An 18,218-nucleotide genomic window follows, 5' to 3' on the forward strand; every position below is an offset into this window, starting at 1 on the left:
CGTCGCCTACCGTGTCGCCCACGGCGAGCCCGTCGCCCACCGTGTCGCCCACGGCGAGCCCGACGCCGTCACCGACGATCACACCGACTCCGAAGCCCACCAAGTCCTGCAAGCCCGGCCATCACAAGCCCGGCTATCCGGAGCATGATGATCACAAGCCCGGCCATGACAAGACCTGCCATCCGAAGTCTGGTGATCACAAGCCTGGTGATGACAAGCCCGGCCATCACATGCCCGGCCTCGAGCAGGGGCGCCCATGGTGGGGCCCGTTCCCAACCGACCCTCAAATGCCCGGCCTCGAGCAGATACGCCCATGGTGGGGTCAGTTCCCACCCAGCTATCAGATTCCCGACCTCGAGCAAGCCCGCCCATGGTGGGCCCCATTCCCGGCCGAGTCATGAAATACCTATGAGTAACCGGCTAGGCCTTCCGTCCCGCTGGCCGGACTAAGAATCACGCAGGGCCCCGCCTCTGGAACCGGAGGCGGGGCCCTTCGCCGTTCGGCGTTTGGATCCGGACGGCAAGAAGAATGGCATCTCTCTATGAACTGGCTCTGCGCGGTCGGCTCAGGGGCGCATTCCGAGGGTGCCGCTAGTTGAGCCGCCGTCCTCCACCGAACGTGGGCTCTCATCATCCGACGCTCTTGTACCGCTTCATAGCTCATCGCAGGGTGCTCGAACTGCGGGTTCAAACCGGCTCCATCCTGTTACCAGCCGCCTTGTGATGATGCCGGGCCGTGTCTTTGGCATTCTCTTGAGCGGCCACCAGTCATGGTCTTGAAGCGTGAGCATCAGGGTTGAAGAGTGTCCAAAAGTCCACGAGCCTGCCAAGGAAGACAATCGCCTGGCCGCCAGGTTTGAGACAGGTTTGATCATCGCAGGGTTCGCCGGCATGCTCTTTCTCTTGCCCCGTTTGGATTGGGGTGACGGCTCGATCCGCTACTTCCAGCTGACGGCTCTACTCACACAGGGGACGGTGCCGGAAGAGAAATACTCGATGGTCGGGCCGCTGATCTCGACGCCGCTCTGGCTGATCGGGAAACTCGTAGAGTCGCCGAGTTGGTGGACGCTGCGCTACAACCCCCTTCTACTCATGGGGGGAGTGGCGTTCGTCTGGTTCGCGCTGCGTGACCGGCTGCCCCGGCCGCTCCTACGACGGTTCATCCTGCTGCTGGTCTTCGCGTCGATGTTCGCCCACCACCAGCTGGGATACAACGGCGAGGTCTTCACCGCGATCCTCGTTCTCATCGGAACCGTTGCGCTCCTCGGGGGCAAAACGTGGTCGGGATGGCTCACGGTCGCCGTCGGGGTCGCCAGCACCCCCGCCGCCCTACCCGCGATGGCCCTGATGACCGCCAAGTGGATCTGGGACGTCCGGCGACTGCGCTGGGTACTGGCGGTGTGCGCGGCGGTCGCGCTGGTGATGGCGGAGGCATGGCTGCGGCGTGGCAGTCCGTTCGCGACCGGCTATGAGGCCGACAACCAGGGGCGCCGCACGATCATGCCGTACTCAGGCCTGCCAGGCCTCAGCTATCCGATCTTCTTCGGGGTTCTGTCGCTGATCTTCTCCTTCGGTAAAGGCCTCCTCTTCTTCGCGCCCGGACTGTTCCTGCCCGTCAGGCAGCGCCTGCGCCACCTGGCCGCCGGACGGCAGCTCTACGATCTATGGCTGGCGTTCGTGATCGGTCTGCTCCTGCTCTACGGGATGTACTGGTCGTGGAGCGGTTCATCGTTCTGGGGGCCGCGGTACCTGCTGTTCGCGGCGGTTCCCGCGGCGTTCGCGCTAGCCGTACGCTGCTACCAGTCGGATGCCTCGGCTCTGGCCGACCTCGTCACAGTCGTGGTGCTCGGGCTGTCGATTTGGGTTGGGCTCAACGGGGCGGTGTTCGGAGACGTTGACGTCCCCAAGGTTTGCTGGCCCGACGGGGCCGGCCACTACGAGGCTCCGATCTGCTTCTACACGCCGGAGTTCAGCGCACTGTGGTATCCATTCGTCGCGGGTATCAAGCCCCTGACCGTTGGCCAGTGGATCTACCTCGGTTACGGCCTCGCCGTGGGCGCCTATCTGATGGCTGGGCCGTTGCTGCGGCTCGCCGGACACCTGCACACCTGGGCGATCCCGGCGGCAGCCCGTGTCAGGGCCTTTCACTGGTAAGGCCGGAGAAGCGAATCGTCTCGGCAGGAGAACACAGCGCTGATGGTGTCCGGGGATACGGCACATGTCCCGGAGCTTGAAAAGTCCGCTCCGGACGGCTCCCCTGCCCTGATCTTCCGGTCACCGTCATCCCACCCGTCAGGGAAGCGGGTCTGCTGGGCTTGTCCTGGGGTGATGGTGACGGGACGATCAGACTTCCACCTTGGTCACTGACCGCCTGGTGCTCGTCGCGATCGCGCTGGCCGCTCCGATCCCAGCGCTCCCCATCCCTGGCGAACCCTCGATCGGGCCTGTGGAGATCGGCAAGCGCGAGGACGGTCAACGGTTAAAGCTCAAGATCCTTGGCGGGCACATCCTGATCGCGGGCGCCACTGGGGCGGGCAAGAGCTCGTTCCTCTGGGACACCATCCGCGGGCTCCTCCCCGCCATGCAAGCGGGCCCGGTGGAGATCTGGGCGCTCGACCCCAAGCTGATGGAGCTGTCGTTCGGCCGTGAGCTGTTCACTCGCTCAGCCCCGATCCTTGGATCGCGACGGCCTGGCCGCATCCCTGCGCGAACTGGGCAGTCTCGTTGAGGTTCTGGGGAGAGCCGACCGAACCCGCTAGGCAAAGATCTACACGCACCTCGGCCTGGAGCTGGTCTACCACCCCTCACAACACAAAGTCCTGGTCGCTGTTTCCAGCAACCAGGACCATATGGGGTACGGGTCTGTGTCCGAGGGGGGACTTGAACCCCCATGCCCCGCAAAGGGCACTAGCACCTCAAGCTAGCGCGTCTGCCTATTCCGCCACCCGGACTTGGTGCCTGCACGCGGGACCGTCATCCCGCGTCGGCTCAGTAAGGTTAGCAAACTCTTCGGGGTGCGTCATACCGTGATTCCTCGAGACCTGATCGAAGGAGTCCGCATGATCGAGCTCACCGGCGAAGACGAGGTCGTCGACCTCTGCCGCGACCTGATCCGCATCGATACGAGGAACGCCGGCGACAATGCCGGTCCGGGCGAGAGGCAGGCCGCGGAGTACGTGGCCGGGAAGCTCACCGAGGTGGGCCTGGAGGCGCGGATCCTCGAGAGCGACGACCGCAGGGCCAACGTGATCGCCCGCATCGAGGGCGAGGATCCCGGCAGGGGCGCGCTGCTGCTCCACGGGCATCTGGACGTCGTGCCGTTCGACGCGGGCGACTGGCGGCACCACCCGCTGTCGGGTGAGATCGCGGACGGCTGCGTCTGGGGCAGGGGCGCCGTCGACATGAAGGACATGGACGCGATGATCCTGGCCGTGGCCAGGCAGCGCGTGCGGGAGCGGCGCAGGCCGCCGCGCGACGTGGTGCTGCTGTTCACCGCCGACGAGGAGGCGGGTGGCGCCTACGGGGCCAACTGGCTGGTGAACAACCACGCGGGGCTGTTCGAGGGCGTCACGGAGGCGATCGGCGAGGTCGGCGGGTTCAGCGTGTCGCTCGGCGACGACAGGCGGCTGTACCTCATCGAGGCCGCGGAGAAGGGCATGGCGTGGATGCGGCTGAAGGCCAAGGGCCGCGCGGGCCACGGCTCGATGCTCAACGCCGACAACGCCGTCACCGAGCTCGCCGAGGCGGTCGCGCGCGTCGGTCGCCATGACTGGCCTGTACGGCTGACGCCGACCGTGAAGCGCCTCCTGGAGGAGCTGGAGATCGGCCCCGACGACGTCGACAAGCTGGGCCCGCTCGCCCGGATGATCGGCGCGGTGCTCCGCAACACCGCCAACCCGACGATGCTCCAGGGCGGCTACAAGGCCAACGTGATCCCGCAGAGCGCGGAGGCCGTGGTGGACGGGCGGTTCCTGCCCGGGTTCGAGGAGGAGTTCTTCGCCACGATCGACGAACTGCTCGGTCCGAACGTGTCGAGGGAGTTCGTGCAGCACCAGGTGGCGCTGGAGTTCCCGTTCGAGGGGCCGCTGGTGTCGGCGATGGCCGAGGCGCTGGTCGCGGAGGACCCCGGCGCGAAGGCGGTGCCGTACACGCTCTCGGGCGGCACGGACCTGAAGGCTTTCAGCAGGCTGGGTATCACCGGGTACGGCTTCGCGCCGCTGAGGCTGCCGGCCGACCTGGACTTCTCTGGGATGTTCCATGGGGTGGACGAGCGGGTGCCGGTCGATTCGCTCCGGTTTGGGGTAAGGGTGCTTGACCGATTCCTTGGACTCTCCTGAAAAGCTCTTGCGACCACCTTGGGTGCTGCTACGGTTACGGACCGTTGAGGGGTGAGTCCACGGACTGGCCTCACACGTGAGGTCGGTTCTGGAGCTCGGGAGGTCACGTGGCACGCATGCCGGTGCGGCAGCGGAGGGCGCATGCCCTCCCTGCTCGGCGCGTGCCCGTGGCTGTTTCCGGAGAGCGTGCGATCACCGATCGGGCCGCCCGGATGGCGCGGTTCGCGGCCGGCGCCCGCTCGGTCATCGCACGAGCGCTGACAGTAGGCGGCCTGCTGGTCGCCGGTTGGCTGCTCGCCATGCTCTTCGGGCTGCTCTCAGCCGCTCCGGCGGCTGCGGAGACCACCGCGGCGACAGGAGCCGACACCTCTCAGGCCGTCGCCGGATTCCCCACGGCAGGCGGCGCCTCCTTGGTGATGGACAACACCGAGGCAATGGCCGGAGCCGAGGTCGACGGGCTGACCAGCCAGTCGAAGCCCGGCTTCCCCGCACCTTCCACCGCGGGCAAGAGCATGGGCGCCAACGGCTTGGCCCCCAACAGCGGTGGCAACGGCCCGTTCGGGCCCGGCATGGGGGACATCGCGCGGTCGTTCTTCGAGCCGCGCGAGACGGCTCAGCGCGCCCCCCTGGCGTGCGTGCTGCCCCCGGTCTTCCGCACAGCGGCGGACGACCCTTCTTTCTCACCTGACTGAATCCGCTCAAGAGCAGGAGTGTGGGCCGAGTCCCCTCCGCTGAGCGTGTGATTTCACCCGTCAGATCTGGTTCGCGAATTCCCTGAGGTCTCCGCTGTGCGCGGTCGTCCCGTCGACCTCGCTCGTCCTCTGCTGGCCGCGAACTGTCAGGTACATCCCCCCAAGAACCACAAGGAGCATTGATATGCGTACGTGGGCCAAGGCTTCGTCTCCCGCGGCTCTGCTCGCGGTAGCGGTCATGTCCTTCGGCGGCGGCACCGCCGTCGCCGACACCTCCGGAGACAACTCCATCGGTGGCGGCAACCAGGTCAACCTGCCGATCTCGCTTCCCGTCGACATCAGCGGCAACTCGATCGGCGCGGCCGGAGAGTCGACCGCGACCTCCGAGGGCGGCGCGTCGGTCGAGAACGTCGGCAACGGCGGCATCCCCAACAAGACGTCAGGCAACAGCAGCATCCTGGGCGGCAACCAGGTCAACGCGCCGATCAGCGCGCCGGTCAACGCCTGTGGCAACGCACTGTCGCTGTTCGGCAGCTCCCAGGCGGGCTGCAAGGGCGGCGCCTCGGTCAAGAACGTCGGCAAGGGCGGCGCGGGCGGCAACAGGACCTCCGGCGACAACAGCATCCTCGGCGGCAACCAGGTCACCGCGCCGATCACCGCCCCGATCAACGCCTGCGGCAACGCGCTGGCCATCTTCGGCGACGCGACCGCGGGCTGCAGGGGCGGCGCGTCGGTGCGGAACACCGGCGTCGGCGCCGGTGGCAACACCACCTCGGGCAGGAGTTCCGCGCTCGGCGGCAACCAGGTGATCGCGCCGATCAGCGGCCCGATCAACATCTGCGGCAACGCGGTCGCCGTCTTCGGCGAGGCGTTCTCGGGCTGCAAGGGCGGTTCCAGCGTCACCAACGGGCCGGGCGGGCCGGGTCACGGCTACCACAGCACCCCCGGGCGTCCAGGCTCCTCGGGTAACGACACCGACGGGCGCTTCAGCGCCGGCAGCGGCAACCAGGTGATCGCCCCGATCAGCCTGCCCATCACCGCCTGCGGCAACGCGGTCGGCAACGCTCCCGCCGGATGCAAGGGCGGCAGCTCGGTCGAGAACACCGCGGCTGGCAGCGGCGCGGGCGGCAACAGGACCTCGGGCCGGTCGGGCGTGCTGTCCGGCAACCAGGTGATCGCGCCGATCACCGCTCCCATCAACGTCTGCGGCAACGCGGCCGGCGTCTTCGGCCAGGCCTTCGCAGGCTGCAAGGGCGGCGTGTCGGTGAAGAACGGCGGCAGGGGCGCGGGCGGCAACACCACGTCCGGCAGGTCGGGCGTCGGCTCGGGCAACCAGGTCGTGGCCCCGATCACCGCGCCGATCAACGCCTGCGGCAACGCCGTGGCGGCGCTGGGCCTGGCCGAGGCCCACTGCAAGGGCGGCGCGTCCGTCTCTCCGAGGGACGGCGTGGGCGGGGGCGGCAACACCACCTCCGGCAGGTCCGGTGTCCTCGCGGGCAACCAGGTGGTCGCGCCGATCACCGCTCCCATCAACGTCTGCGGCAACGCGGTGGCCGTCCTTGGCGACGCCGCGGCAGGGTGCCTCGGTGGCTCCAGGGTCGGCAAGCCGGTCGACGAGCACCCCGGCGGCTACGACCAGTGGACGCGCACCAGCGGCAAGTTCGCCGGCGCCAAGGCCAGCGGTCTGCTCCCCGCCCTTCCCGTCGTGCCCGCCATGGCCGGCCTGAAGGATGTGGGTAACGTCACCCACCAGATGGGCGGCGCGGGCCTGCCCGACCTTCCGCTGGTGGGCGACCTGGCCGGCACGCTCGGCCTGCCCGAGCTGCCGGGTCTGCCCGGCCTGCCCGGACAGCCCACCACGCCCGCTCAGCACCAGGGCAAGGTCGCTGCCGCCGACAACCCCGCCTCCGCGCTCGGCCCGGCGAGCTCGCTGGTCGCCTCCACCCCGGTCGGTGGGGCGGTCGGGTCCGCCACCGGCGCCCTGCCCGTCGGCGACCTGGGCCTGATGAGCGCCGCCCAGCCGTCCGGCGTCACGGGCATGAACTCCAACTCGCTGCTCGCGCTGGTCGTGGGTGCCATGTTCGCCGCCTCGGCCACGCTGTTCGCGACCACCCGCCGTGTCCGTTTTGGCAAGAAGTAGCTAGCCCGTTGGGCAAGAACTAGCTAACCCGCCACCCGCATCCTGCGGGTGAGCACGGCGCCACAGGAACCTCTGCCCGCTCCCAGCCAGGGGCGGGCAAAGACTGTTGTCCCTGGTGGGACACACATGACACTTTGTCCGCTCTCGTCGAGACATGAACGGGCAAAGGCAAAGACGCTTTGCCCGTTCTGGGGGGCGCGGCCCTGGGACGGGCAAAGCCATGTCACAAGGTGCTTCGGACCCGGATAACCTTGCGGCGGAGCCGTACGTGTCGGCTGCCATCGGGGTGCAGCCGCACTCTGGCGAGCTCCCACTGTCCGTATTCGGCGTGTTCGGTCAGCAGTTGACGTGCGGCTTCGCGTGAAGTGTCGCGTGGGATATAGACATCCATGTAGGAGTAGGCCAGCACAGCGATTAGTCTCCAGGGTGAGTTAGGGAGCAACGGCACTCACTCGGCCTTATTCTGCGTCCTTGAGTGAGACGGTGACCCCCGGGGAAGGAAAATCTCCCGACACGGGTTACCTTTCAGATCTGTGCCCGCTCCCGGCAGGGGGATAAGCAAGCGAACAGCGAGGTAGGAAGCAGCGTGCCAGCCAACAACGGCAGCGCCGGCGGAAATCGCCTGGTGATCGTCGAGTCGCCGGCCAAGGCGAAGACGATCGCGGGCTACCTTGGGCGCGGTTACATCGTCGAATCGAGCATCGGCCATATCCGCGACCTGCCGGAGAAGGCAGATGACATCCCCGAGAAGTTCAAGGGGGAGGCCTGGGCACGCCTCGGCGTCAACGTCGATCACGAATTCGAGCCGCTGTACGTCGTCAATCCCGACAAGAAGGCTCAGGTCAGCAAGCTGAAGCAGCTGCTGAAGGACGCCGACGAGCTGTACCTCGCCACTGACGAGGACCGCGAGGGCGAGGCCATCGCGTGGCACCTGCGCGAGGTGCTCAAGCCGAAGGTGCCCGTGCACCGCATGGTCTTCCACGAGATCACCCCGCAGGCGATCCGTGACGCGGTGGCGAACCCGCGCGACCTCAACCTGCGGCTCGTCGACGCGCAGGAGACCCGCCGCATCCTCGACCGCCTCTACGGCTACGAGGTCAGCCCCGTGCTGTGGAAGAAGGTCAAGCCGCGCCTTTCCGCAGGCCGCGTGCAGTCGGTGGCGACGCGCCTGGTGGTGGAGCGCGAGCGCGACCGGATGGCGTTCACCGCCGCCCACTACTGGGACCTTTCCGCGCTGTTCGACTCGAACAAGCCGGAGGAGACGCCGCGCGACTTCACCGCCACGCTGACCGGCGTCGACGGCAAGCGCGTGGCGCAGGGCCGCGACTTCGGGCCCGACGGGCAGCTGAAGAACGCCAACGTGCTCCACCTGTCCGAGCAGGCCGCCGCCGAGCTGGCAGGACGACTGCGCACCGCGTCGTTCGCCGTCCAGTCGGTGGAGCGCAAGCCGTACACCCGTAAGCCGTACGCGCCGTTCAGGACGACCACGCTGCAGCAGGAGGCCAGCAGGAAGCTGGGCTTCTCCGCGAAGTACACGATGCAGGTGGCGCAGCGGCTGTACGAGAACGGCTTCATCACCTATATGCGTACCGACAGCATCACGCTGTCGGAGACGGCCGTCGCGGCCGCCAGGTCGCAGGCCATCAAGCTGTACGGCTCGGCGTACGTGCCCGACAAGCCGCGCGTCTACACCAGCAAGGTGAAGAACGCCCAGGAGGCGCACGAGGCGATCCGTCCTTCGGGCGAGGAGTTCCGTACGCCGGGCGAGACCGGGCTGAGCGGCGACATGTTCCGCCTGTACGAGCTGATCTGGCAGCGGACCGTCGCCTCCCAGATGAAGGACGCGGTCGGCGAGTCGGTCACCGTCAAGGTGGCGGGCGGGGGCGCGGAGTTCACCGCGACCGGCCGCACGATCACCTTCTACGGCTTCCTGAAGGCCTACGTCGAGAGCGCGGACGACCCGTCGACCGACCGCGACGACTCCGAGAAGCGCCTGCCGAACCTGGAGGAGGGCGACGCGCTCGGGCTGGCCAGGCTCGACGTCTCCGGCCACTCGACCAAGCCGCCCGCCCGCTACACCGAGGCGTCGCTGGTCAAGGAGCTGGAGGATCGGGAGATCGGCCGTCCTTCGACGTACGCGTCGATCATTGGCACGATCCTCGACAGGGGCTATGTGTTCAAGAAGGGCACCGCGCTGGTGCCCTCGTTCCTGGCCTTCGCCGTGGTCAACCTGCTGGAGCAGCACTTCGGCAACCTCGTCGACTACGACTTCACCGCCGAGATGGAGAAGGTCCTCGACGACATCGCCAACGACAGGGCCGAGCGCGTTCCTGAGCTGCAGCGCTTCTACTTCGGCCACGATGGCGACGAGGGACTGAAGGAGATGGTCACCGACCTCGGCGAGATCGACGCCAAGGAGATCAGCTCCTTCCCGATCAGGGGCAGCGACATCGTGATCAGGGTGGGCCGCTACGGCCCCTACCTCGACCGCGAAGGCGTCCGCGTCAACATCCCCGAGGACATGACGCCCGACGAGCTGACCGCGCAGAAGGCGGAGGAACTGTTCGCCAGGCCGACGGGCGACCGCGAGCTGGGCCGCGACCCGGTGACCGGGCACCTGATCGTCGCCAAGGACGGCCGCTTCGGGCCGTACGTGACGGAGATCCTGCCCGAGGCCGCCCCCGACGAGCCGAAGAAGCGCACGAAGAAGGCCGACGCGCCCAAGCCGCGCACCAGCTCGCTGTTCAAGTCGATGTCGCTGGACACGATCACGCTGGACGACGCGCTCAAGCTGCTGTCGATCCCGCGCGTGGTCGGCGCGATCGACGGCGAGGAGGTCACCGCGCAGAACGGCAAGTTCGGGCCCTACATCAAGAAGGGCACCGACTCGCGGTCGATCGGGTCGGAGGAGGAGCTGCTCACGATCACGATCGAGCAGGCCAAGGAGCTGTTCGCGCAGCCCAAGCAGCGCGGTCGCCGTACGGCTGCCGCCGCGCCGCTGCGTGAGCTGGGTGAGGACCCCAACTCCAAGAAGCCTGTCGTGGTCAAGGAGGGGCGGTTCGGGCCCTACGTCACCGATGGGGAGACCAACGCCTCGCTCCGCAAGGGCGACACGGTCGAGGACATCACCATCGAGCGGGCCGCCGAGCTGCTGGCCGAGCGGCGTGAGCGCGCTCCCGCGCCGAAGAAGGCGCCCGCCAAGAAGGCGACCACGACGACGCGGAAGAAGCCTGCCGCCAAATCGTGACCGGTGAATCGTCGGTCACGGACCGTAAGCTGACGGGGTGATCTGGCAGCCGGTCATCAGGATGCTCCCAGCCGGGCACGGCACCCGCCGTGCCCGGCTCGTGGTGTCAGGACGACCTACCTCCCACCCACCGGTGATGACGATCCCGCGGCCCTCCGGCCCTCCCTCCCACACGCCGGTGACCTCGGGTGCGTCGCGCTCTTCCGATCAAGCCGCCGTCGCCGCCGACGGCCGCATCTCGTCCGCTTCACCCACAGAACGCCCGCCGACAGCCACGCGCTCTCCGCTTTCTCCGGTCATGGGGTTGCGGTCGTTCGCGCCGTGCTCCGTGCCGGTGGGAAGGGCCGATGTGTCCGGTCGGCTTCTCTCGGAGGAGCGTCTGCCGGTGCGCACAGGGCTGGAGTACTCACGGGCAGGCGGGGCAAGGGATACCGCTGTTGCCGGTGGGCCCGTACGGTGAGATCTCCCTGGTGCAACTTGCCTCCGTGACGAGTTCACAGGTATTACCCTCAGGCCACGAACAGCCGGGCATATCAGACTCCTGCCCTCAACCCCCCTGGATACCCTGACACCATGACCATCCGCAGACCGGCCCACGTGCTGGACATCTCCCCTTTCCGCAGGCTGTGGATGGCCATGTCCGCGAGCAGCCTGGGGGACTGGCTCACCCTTCTCGCACTGAGCGCGCTGGCCGCGCAGCTCACCGCCGCCAGCGGCTACCAGGCACAGGCGGCGGCCGTCGGCGGGGTGTTCCTCGCCAAGCTGCTGCCCGCGCTCCTGTTCGGCCCGCTGGCGGGCCCGCTCACCGTCAGGCTCGACCGGCGGCTGACCATGTTCGTCGCCGACCTGGCCAGGTTCGTGCTGGTGGTCTCGGTGCCGCTGATCGGCCTCTACCAGTGGGTGGTGGCCGCGGCCTTCCTGATCGAGTGCGCGACTCTCTTCTGGGGGCCCGCGAGGGACGCCACGGTGCCCGCGCTGGTGCCCAAGGAGCGGCAGGAGGAGGCCACCAGGTTCGGCGTCCTCGTGACGTACGGCACGGCGCCCGTCGCCGCGCTGCTGTTCACCGTACTGACGACGGCGGGGCAGTGGATGGTCGCGGGGGGCGCGCTCGCCTACCTGCTGTCGGCCGCGCTGGTCTTCACGCTTCGCGGCCTGCCCAGGCGCGGTGTCGCGGCCTCGACGCCCTCGGTGCTCGAAGGCTGGCGAGCCTCGGGCCGCGACGGGGTGGCGCGCGGGGTGCGCGCGGGCCTGCTGGCCACGGCCGCCGCGGGTGGCGCGCTCATCGGCGTCAGCGTGCTGGGCGGCGCGGTGGCCTACGGAGTGGTGTTCGGCGCGCTGTGCGTCGGTGTCGCGGCCGGGCTGTTCTTCGGTCCCCGGGTGCTGACGCAGCTGTCGCGGCTGCGGCTGTTCGGCGCTTCGGTCGTCGCGGTGGCCGCGGCGCTGGTGGTGATCGCGCTCGTCCGCGACCAGTCCGTGGTCGTCATGCTCACCGTGGTGCTCGGCCTGTGCGCGGGCGTGGCGTGGCGGGTCGGCATGGAGGTCCTCGACGGCTCGTTCGTGGAACCCGTCGCCAAGGTCTCGCTGCTGCTCGCGGCCGCCGTGGTCGCTCCGGCGGCAGGCCTCGCCGGTGGCGCCATGCTGGCCCTGCTCGCCATGGGCGGCCTGATGATGGTGGTCGGCGCTCTGGCGTTGCGCCGGGTGGACGACAGGAAGGGCGTGCCACTCTCGGAGGACATGCTCGCCGCGCTGCGTGGCGAGCGCTACACATCGGGGGATGTGGAAGAAGTGCCTGGGGTGTTCATCGCTTTTGAGGGCGGAGAGGGTTCGGGCAAGACCACGCAGTCGAGGCTGCTGGCGATCTGGCTGCGCGACCAGGGATTCGACGTCGTGCAGACGAGGGAGCCCGGCTCGACCAAGGTCGGCATGCGGCTGCGCGCGATCCTGCTCGACGCGGCGGAGAAGGGGCTGTCGCCCAGGGCGGAGGCGCTGATGTACGCCGCCGACAGGGCCGAGCACGTGGAGAAGGTGATCAGGCCGGCGCTGGAGAGGGGGGCACTGGTGATCACCGACCGCTATGTCGACTCCTCACTCGCCTACCAGGGGGCGGGCAGGGCGCTCGACCCCGCCGACGTGGCCGAGGTCAACGCCTGGGCGACCAGCAGGCTGGTGCCGCACCTGACCGTGCTGATCGACACCCCGCCTTCGGTCGGGCTGACCAGGCTGGGCGGTGCGGCCGACCGTATCGAGTCGGAGCCGATGGAGTTCCACGAGAGGGTGCGCAAGGAGTTCCGCACGCTCGCGGCTGCGGCTCCCGAGCGCTACCTCGTGGTCGACGGCACGCTGCCGCTGGACGACATCAGCAGGACGGTGCAGGACAGGGTGCGGGAGATCCTTCCCGACCCGGTGCCGAGCGAGTCCGAGGACATCACCGGCACGATGCCCGCCATCCGCGACTAACCTTGTCCCGGTGAGCGTCTTCGACGACCTGGTGGGCCAGGAGCAGGCTGCTGCCGTACTCTCGCGAGCCGCTCTCGCCGCCGCCGAGGCGGTCGCGGGCGGGCGCGGCGCGGGCATGACGCATGCCTGGCTGTTCACCGGGCCGCCCGGTTCCGGCAAGGAGGACGCGGCCCGCGCCTTCGCCGCCGCGCTGCTGTGCCCGTCGGGCGGGTGCGGCCACTGCGATCAGTGCCACCAGGTGATGATCGGCTCGCATCCCGATCTGGAGGCGGTCAAGCCCGAGGGCCTGTCCTACAGCGTCAAGCAGACCCGCGAGCTCATCCTGCGCGCCGCGGGCGCCCCGACTCAGGGCCGCTGGCGGGTGATCCTGTTCGAGAACGCCGACAGGGTCACGGAATCGGCGGCCAACGCGCTGCTCAAGGCCATCGAGGAGCCGCCGCCGCGGACGGTGTGGCTGCTGTGCGCGCCCGCCCCCGACGACATGATCATCACGATCAGGTCGAGGTGCAGGGTGGTCGGCCTCGTCACGCCTTCGGGCGCCGCCGTCGCCCACGTGCTGGCCACGCGTGAGAGCGTGCCGTGGGAGATGGCCGAGTTCGCCGCGCGGGCGTCGCAGGGTGACCTGTCCCGTGCGCGGGCGCTGGCCCTCGACGAGGGAGTACGGCAGCGCCGCGAGGCCGTACTGTCGATCCCCCGGTCGCTCGGCGGGGTCGGCGAGTGCATCACGGCCGCCGAGCGGCTGGTGAAGACCGCCGAGGAGGAGGCGGCCGCGGCGACCGCGGCGCTCAACGAGACCGAGACCGCGGAGCTCAGGAAGCTCTACGGCGAGGGGTCGTCGGGCAAGGGGCTCAACAGGGGGCTCGTGCGGGGCGGGGCGGGGGCGCTGAAGGAGCTGGAGGACCGGCAGAAGTCGCGGGCGACGAGGGTGAAGCGCGACTCGCTGGACGTCGCGCTGCTGGAGCTGGTGTCGTACTACAGGGACGTGCTGGCGGTCCAGCTCGGTGCCCCTGTGGAGCTGGCCAACGAGGATCATCGCTTCCACCTCGACGCGCTGGCGAGGACGTCGACGCCGGAGGAGAGCCTGCGGCGGATCGACGCGATCATGCAGTGCAGGGAGAGGCTGGCGGCGAACGTGAACCCGCAGATCGCCGTCGAGGCGATGATGTTGGGCCTGCGCCGCCCCTGACCGAGTCCGGGGCTGCTGCTCGGCAGTCGACCTGAGCAGCATGCCGCCCCTGGAGACTCGCCGGTGACTAAGGAGAGTCCCCGGGGAGTCGGAGAGCCCAGAGGCTCGGAGAACTCGCGCGGATCTTGGAGAGCTCGCGAGAAACTCGGCGGGTGACTCGAGCAGCAGACGCCGTCCCCGAACGTCTCTGTGATGTGAAAGTCGAATCGCTCCCGCGCGGGGAGCTCGTGGATGTGGCGGCCATCTTCGCCGAACACCACCTGGGCCTCGTACGGCTTGCCCTGATCATGGTCGGCGACCAGGCGACGGCCGAGGACGTCGTGCAGGAGGCGTTCGCGCGCACTCACGCGGGAAGGGATCGGCTGCGGGACCCTGATCGGGCGCTGACGTACGTGCGCTCCGCCGTGCTCAACGGGTGCAGGTCGGTGTTGCGGAGAAGGGCGACCGTGTTCCGGCGGGCGGTGCCGTACGAGCCGCCGGTCTGGTCGGCGGAGAGCGCCGCGCTGGTCGGCGAGGACCGCAAAGAGGTTCTGGTGGCGCTGCGCGCGCTGCCGCGGCGGCGGCGCGAGGCGCTGACGCTGCGTTACTACTTCGATCTGTCCGATCAGGAGGTGGCTGACGCCATGGGGATCAGCGGGAGCACCGCGAGGTCCACGATCGCCAGGGGGCTCGCCGCCCTGGCCCGAGCGCTTGGGGAGCACGCGTGAACAGTCCGATGGAGGATCGCCTGCATGACGCTCTCAGCGCCGCGGCCGCGACGGTCGCGCCGGAGACGATCAGGCCGCTGCATGCGCCGGCCAGGCGAAGGAGGTGGCGGGTCGACGTGCGTTTCATGGCCATCGCGGTGACGCTCGCCGGCGTCGTCGCCGCCGTGGCGCTGTGGCCTGCCGAACGTCAGGAGCAGCGCCTGGTGCTGGCGGCGGGCGTATCGTTGACCGCGCTCGATGACGGGGTGTCCGACGTGTCGGTGTACCTGTGCAAACCTGAATCGCCGTTCCCCGCGTGCAAGGGAGCCGCGCCCGTCGACCGCAACGCCGTCCAGCGAACGCTCCAGGCGATGCCTCAGGTGGAGGAGATCCGGTTCGAGAGCCAGGAGGAGGCCTTCGCGGAGTTCCGGCGCTCGCGACGCGACCTCGCCCAGGTGGTGGTTGTCGACGACATGCCCGAGTCCTTCCGGCTGCGGTTGCGGCCTGGCACCGATTGGGACGCGCTGGTCGAAGCGGCGACAGAAATCGAGGGCGTCTCGATGGTCATCAAACAGGGGTGCTACGCGCTGCAGTCCTCGTCGTGGTTCCGTCGGGCGGTGTCGTTCCTGTCCGGCGCCGACAAGGAGCTCTGCCGAGCCCCCTAAGCGTTGGCGCCTCTCGTAGGGTGGGAAGGAAGGCCGGTAAGCAATCCCCGAGGCCGTCAGGAGGCGAGCGCGAGCCCATGGGAATGATCATGGCCGTGAGCTTCACCCGCTACGGAAGGCTCTACTACCTCGATCCAGGTGGGCACAGCCCCAAAGTGGGCGACAAGGTGCTGGTTCCCACCGATTCCGGGTCGGAGGTCGCCGAATGCGTGTGGGCGCCGCAGTACTCCAGCGAGGACATCGACGGCCTGCCGGTGTGCGAGGGTCTCGCGGGTGAGGAGCACCTGTCACGCGACGAGACCAACAAGCGGCGGCGTGCCGAGGCCCGCAGCGTCTCCAAGCGGCTCATCAAGCGCCACACGCTGCCGATGAAGGTGGTGGGTGTCGACTATCTCGACAAGGAGAACATCTACACGGTCTACTTCTCGGCTCCCCACCGGGTCGACTTCAGGGCGTTGGTCCGTGACCTGGCGCGCAACCTGCGGGCCAGGGTGGAGCTGCGGCAGATCGGGCCGCGCGACGAGGCGAGGCTGCAGGGCGGGATCGGGCCCTGCGGGCGTGATCTGTGCTGCGCGACGTTTTTGAAGGACTTCGAGCCGGTCTCGGTGCGGATGGCCAAGGACCAGGACCTGCCGGTCAACCCGCTGCGCATCGCGGGGGCATGCGGGCGGTTGATGTGCTGCCTGAAGTACGAGCACCCCTTGTACCAGGAGTACCGCGCTTCGGCGCCGCGGGTCGGGGTGGCCGTGGACACGCCTGAGGGGCCGGGGACCGTGGTGGGGCACAACGTGCCGTCCGATTCGGTGGTGGTGCGGCTGAACGACGGTGGGCGCCGGTGCTCGTGCTCGAAGGCCAGCGTGTGCGGTCCGCGCAAGGCGTACGACTCGACGTATGGAGGTGGCGACTGACGATCGTCCCCAGGGCTGTTCCCACTGGTCGGCGGACGTCGCACGAACGCGACCGCGTGGTGGAGGCGACCGGCCTTTCACGGGCACCGGCTCGTCTCCCGCAGGGGGGTGGCGAGAGTCCCCGCTCCTGGGGGTCTTCCGCACGAAGGTAGCGGTCGGCGTTTCGCCGGTGGCTCACGGGTATCGGCTCTTGGACATCTCCCGTGCGCCTTGCGACCGGCTCGTGGGGGCACAGGGAGCGGTCAGGAGAGGGTGTGATGGGCCGAGGGCGCGGGTTCGCCATCGGGCTCGGGTTGAGCCTGCTGGTGGCCGCATGCGGTACTCACACCACGACGCCCTCCCCTGACCCCTACAAGCAGGAGCTCGCCTGGGACGACTGCGGCGACGGGTTCGAGTGCGCCAAGCTCGCCGTGCCTCTCGACTACACCAAGCCGGGCGCCGAGCAGCTGGCCATCAGCGTGATCAGGCTGCCCGCGACCGACGACCGCCTCGGCTCCATCGTGATCAACCCGGGCGGCCCCGGGGGGTCGGGCATCGACTACGGCAGAGCCGCCCGCCTGGTCCTCAGCCCCCAGGTGCGAGCCAGGTTCGACGTGGTCGGCTTCGACCCGCGGGGAGTCGGCGAGTCGGCACCCGTCGACTGCCTGAGCGACGCCGGGCTCGACGCCTTCCTCTCCCTCGATGCCACCCCGGACACCAAGGCCGAGCTGGCCGCGCTCGAAGCGGGCTCCCGCGAGTTCGCCCGCGGCTGCCAGGCACTCTCGGGCCGCCTCCTTCCGCACCTCGGCACCGCGAACGCCGCCCGCGACCTCGACGTGCTGCGCGCCGCGCTCGGCGACGACCGGCTCACCTATCTGGGGAAGTCCTACGGAACGTACTTGGGAGCGCACTACGCCGAGCTCTTCCCCCACCGCGTGCGCGCGCTCGTCCTCGACGGCGGCATCGACCCCGCTCTGAACCGGGTCCAGCTGAACGAGGGGCAGGCGAAGGGCTTCTCCGACGCGTTCAAGGCCTACGCCGAGGACTGCGTCGCCGCCCCCGACTGCCTTCTGAAGAGCCGTACGGTCGACGGCGCCATGGCCGAGCTCGCGGGGCTGCTTCGCCGTACGGACGGCAAACCCCTGCGCGGTGACGGGCGCGACGTCACGGAGGCGCTGGCCACGCTGGGCGCGCTGACCCCGCTGTACGATCGCGGCACGTGGCCGCTGCTGTCCGACGCGCTCCACGAGGCGGCGAACGGCGACGGCGGGCTGCTGCTGCGAAGCGCCGACCAGCTCGTCGGCCGCGCCGAGGACGGCACCTACACCAACCAGACCGAGGCCAACATGGCCATCAACTGTGCCGACAGCCCCTACCCCCGCACGACCGCCGACTTCGCCAAGGCCGCCGCGAAGTCGGAGCGCGAGGTGCCGGGCTTCGGCGCGTTCATCATGTGGAGCTCGCTGCCCTGCGCCTTCTGGCCCGTCCCCTCCACCACGCCGCTCGGACGGCTGAAGGCGTCGGGCGCGCCCCCGATCCTCGTGGTGGGCACCACCCGCGATCCTGCCACGCCGTACCCGTGGGCGCGCTCGCTGGCCGCCCAGCTGGAGTCCGGCGTGCTGGCGAGCTTCGACGGCGACGGTCACACGGCTTACCTGAACGGCTCGGCGTGCGTGGACGGGCTCGTGGACACGTACCTGCTGACCGGCCGCGCGCCGACGCGGGACACCAGGTGTCCCGAGATCGACTGAAGGGAGGCGCGAGAACCCCTTGGGCTCCTGTAGACTTCATCGCGTTGTATGGCGCGCCGCCTTAGCTCAGTCGGCCAGAGCACTTCACTCGTAATGAAGGGGTCTCGGGTTCGAATCCCGAAGGCGGCTCCAGGTCAGAAGCCCCCTGAGTGATCTCAGGGGGCTTCTGG

Annotated in this window: 13 protein-coding genes and 2 tRNA genes; 13 read left to right on the forward strand and 2 right to left on the reverse strand. The window is 69.1% G+C overall.

Annotated features, from left to right (window positions below):
- The first annotated feature begins 783 nt into the window (after positions 1-783).
- Both AB0B45_RS22130 and AB0B45_RS22135 read left to right on the forward strand, forming a co-directional pair.
- Positions 784-2,154 (forward strand): hypothetical protein, encoded by a 1,371-nt coding sequence (locus tag AB0B45_RS22130; RefSeq protein WP_358133256.1) that lies wholly within the window; start codon positions 784-786, stop codon positions 2,152-2,154.
- Positions 2,155-2,356: 202 nt separating this feature from the next.
- Positions 2,357-2,728, forward strand: coding sequence for an FtsK/SpoIIIE domain-containing protein (locus AB0B45_RS22135; protein WP_358133258.1), 372 nt, complete (start codon positions 2,357-2,359; stop codon positions 2,726-2,728).
- A 137-nt stretch (positions 2,729-2,865) separates the two neighbouring features.
- On the opposite strand, the gene AB0B45_RS22140 is transcribed toward AB0B45_RS22135, so the two are convergent.
- Positions 2,866-2,951, reverse strand: a tRNA-Leu gene (locus AB0B45_RS22140).
- Between the two features lie 108 nt (positions 2,952-3,059).
- Here AB0B45_RS22140 and AB0B45_RS22145 point away from each other — a divergent pair.
- The 3 genes from AB0B45_RS22145 (at position 3,060) to AB0B45_RS22155 (ending at position 7,169) form a co-directional block, all read left to right on the forward strand.
- A complete protein-coding gene (locus AB0B45_RS22145) occupies positions 3,060-4,337 on the forward strand; it encodes a M20/M25/M40 family metallo-hydrolase (RefSeq protein WP_358133261.1) in 1,278 nt (425 codons plus the stop codon).
- Positions 4,338-4,498: 161 nt separating this feature from the next.
- Positions 4,499-5,029, forward strand: coding sequence for a hypothetical protein (locus tag AB0B45_RS22150; RefSeq protein ID WP_358133263.1), 531 nt, complete (start codon positions 4,499-4,501; stop codon positions 5,027-5,029).
- 184 nt (positions 5,030-5,213) lie between these two features.
- Positions 5,214-7,169 carry a chaplin family protein gene (locus AB0B45_RS22155; protein WP_358133266.1) on the forward strand — a complete coding sequence of 652 codons (1,956 nt, stop codon included), beginning with the start codon at positions 5,214-5,216 and terminating at the stop codon, positions 7,167-7,169.
- A 223-nt stretch (positions 7,170-7,392) separates the two neighbouring features.
- Here the strand turns inward: AB0B45_RS22155 and AB0B45_RS22160 are convergent, their stop codons facing one another.
- Complete coding sequence (locus AB0B45_RS22160; RefSeq protein WP_354909235.1) at positions 7,393-7,578, reverse strand: DUF5703 family protein; 186 nt, start codon at positions 7,576-7,578, stop codon at positions 7,393-7,395.
- Between the two features lie 177 nt (positions 7,579-7,755).
- Between AB0B45_RS22160 and topA the strand changes: the two genes are divergently transcribed.
- The 8 genes from topA to AB0B45_RS22200 all read left to right on the forward strand — a co-directional run bounded on the left by topA (position 7,756) and on the right by AB0B45_RS22200 (position 18,180).
- A complete protein-coding gene (gene topA, locus AB0B45_RS22165; RefSeq protein WP_358133269.1) occupies positions 7,756-10,416 on the forward strand; it encodes a type I DNA topoisomerase in 2,661 nt (886 codons plus the stop codon).
- A 573-nt stretch (positions 10,417-10,989) separates the two neighbouring features.
- The gene (gene tmk / locus AB0B45_RS22170) at positions 10,990-12,873 is read left to right on the forward strand and encodes a dTMP kinase (RefSeq protein ID WP_358133272.1); all 1,884 of its coding nucleotides are present in this window, start codon (positions 10,990-10,992) and stop codon (positions 12,871-12,873) included.
- A gap of 10 nt (positions 12,874-12,883) precedes the next feature.
- Entirely contained in the window at positions 12,884-14,059 is a 1,176-nt protein-coding gene (locus AB0B45_RS22175; RefSeq protein WP_358133274.1) for a DNA polymerase III subunit delta', read from the forward strand.
- Between the two features lie 194 nt (positions 14,060-14,253).
- Positions 14,254-14,766 (forward strand): sigma-70 family RNA polymerase sigma factor, encoded by a 513-nt coding sequence (locus AB0B45_RS22180; RefSeq protein WP_358133277.1) that lies wholly within the window; start codon positions 14,254-14,256, stop codon positions 14,764-14,766.
- A complete protein-coding gene (locus AB0B45_RS22185; protein WP_358133280.1) occupies positions 14,763-15,410 on the forward strand; it encodes a permease-like cell division protein FtsX in 648 nt (215 codons plus the stop codon). The genes AB0B45_RS22180 and AB0B45_RS22185 overlap by 4 nt, the downstream gene beginning before the upstream one ends.
- A gap of 83 nt (positions 15,411-15,493) precedes the next feature.
- Entirely contained in the window at positions 15,494-16,318 is an 825-nt protein-coding gene (gene ricT / locus AB0B45_RS22190; RefSeq protein ID WP_358133354.1) for a regulatory iron-sulfur-containing complex subunit RicT, read from the forward strand.
- Between the two features lie 203 nt (positions 16,319-16,521).
- Positions 16,522-18,048 (forward strand): alpha/beta hydrolase, encoded by a 1,527-nt coding sequence (locus tag AB0B45_RS22195; protein ID WP_358133283.1) that lies wholly within the window; start codon positions 16,522-16,524, stop codon positions 18,046-18,048.
- 55 nt (positions 18,049-18,103) lie between these two features.
- A tRNA-Thr gene (locus AB0B45_RS22200) sits at positions 18,104-18,180 on the forward strand.
- Positions 18,181-18,218 lie beyond the last annotated feature (38 nt).

It is taken from the genome of Nonomuraea sp. NPDC049152 (assembly GCF_040648355.1).
Classification (GTDB): Bacteria; Actinomycetota; Actinomycetes; order Streptosporangiales; family Streptosporangiaceae; genus Nonomuraea.

Coding starts and splice junctions, on each gene's coding strand:
- AB0B45_RS22155 (WP_358133266.1), top strand. CDS start 5,214: ATGCGTACGTGGGCCAAGGCTTCGTCTCCCGCGGCTCTGCTCGCGGTA.
- ricT (WP_358133354.1), top strand. CDS start 15,494: ATGATCATGGCCGTGAGCTTCACCCGCTACGGAAGGCTCTACTACCTC.
- AB0B45_RS22145 (WP_358133261.1), top strand. CDS start 3,060: ATGATCGAGCTCACCGGCGAAGACGAGGTCGTCGACCTCTGCCGCGAC.
- tmk (WP_358133272.1), top strand. CDS start 10,990: ATGACCATCCGCAGACCGGCCCACGTGCTGGACATCTCCCCTTTCCGC.